At 39.7% G+C, this 1,009-nt stretch carries 1 protein-coding gene; it reads right to left on the bottom strand.

Going from position 1 to position 1,009, the window contains the following annotated elements; all coding sequences use genetic code 11:
• Positions 1–88: 88 nt before the first annotated feature.
• Complete coding sequence (locus BS19_RS15025) at positions 89–898, bottom strand: toll/interleukin-1 receptor domain-containing protein (RefSeq protein ID WP_038176364.1); 810 nt, start codon at positions 896–898, stop codon at positions 89–91.
• Between the last annotated feature and the right edge of the window lie 111 nt (positions 899–1,009).

Below are 1,009 nucleotides of genomic sequence, written 5' to 3'. Positions count from 1 at the left end.
TCGCGCCCAAGGAAAAGACTTGGGTTCTTTACACCACAGGAGTATATTCATGCGCATCTGTAAAAAGTGTCGCACTTCAAACTTGATACTAAGCATTTTTCACAGCGTCAGCGACTTTCTCAGCTATTTCTCTAATCGTGAACATAGTTGAGTTCAACGCTACCTTATCGACTAAAGATGGGCTTAGTTTCATAATCTCGTCTTTGGTAATGTTGTGCCAGATAGGTAATATGACCTTATCTCCTTCCATTTCTCTTACTACTAACCCATTCAGCTCGTACTGAGTCCAGTTTTTTTCAAAAAATGCTTTAGACAGGATAATTAGACCATACTTTGATTCAGCAAGACCTTGGTCAATTGAACGGCGCAAGCTGTCTCCAATACGCAGTGTATATTCGTCGTACCACACTGATACACCCAACTTTATTAACTCGTCAGCTAGTGGTTTAACAAAATCGCTTTTATCTTCCGAAGCGTGGGAAATGAATAACTCCGTCCCTGATTGTGGTTCTTCTTTATCAGAGGGAAACTCAATTGCTATGTTTTTTAACTGGGACAAAATGTTCTCCTGATTATCCATTTCTTTATTAATCGCTCGATTTAAAGCCAATCGTTCTTTTTTCTTAGCTTGACCACCAAACTTGCTTCTCTGCCTCTCATTAACCTTACGAGACTTTTGATCCTTTTTTGCCTTTACTTGTTTTCGAGCCTTTATCACTTGTTTCTCTTTAGCTCGAAGCTGCTGTCTAAGCTTATTGATATTATCTAGTGACGGGTCTGCAGACTTCAGTTTCTGAACAATCCAGTTGAACTCGATTTCTTTGTTCAACAAATTTTTTTCGCACTTTTCGATTTCGGCATCTAATGTACCAACACCTTTAAACTTTGGATGTTTCATGCAAATCTCCTGATGCCTAACGCCGCGTTAAGTGGTGAGCAACGCTACCACCTGACCTAAAGCATTGTGCCGTAAACACTAAATTCAAAGCAAACCAAAAATGCCAAGCGT

It is taken from the genome of Vibrio pacinii DSM 19139 (assembly GCF_000711795.1).
In the GTDB taxonomy this organism is placed as follows: Bacteria; Pseudomonadota; Gammaproteobacteria; order Enterobacterales; family Vibrionaceae; genus Vibrio; species Vibrio pacinii.
Note: the sequence above shows the minus strand (reverse complement) of the source record. Positions and strands in the feature narration are given on the sequence as shown.

What these genes read in the sequence shown, in the direction of transcription:
- BS19_RS15025 (WP_038176364.1), bottom strand. Translation starts at nt 898, where the DNA reads ATGAAACATCCAAAGTTTAAAGGTGTTGGTACATTAGATGCCGAAATC.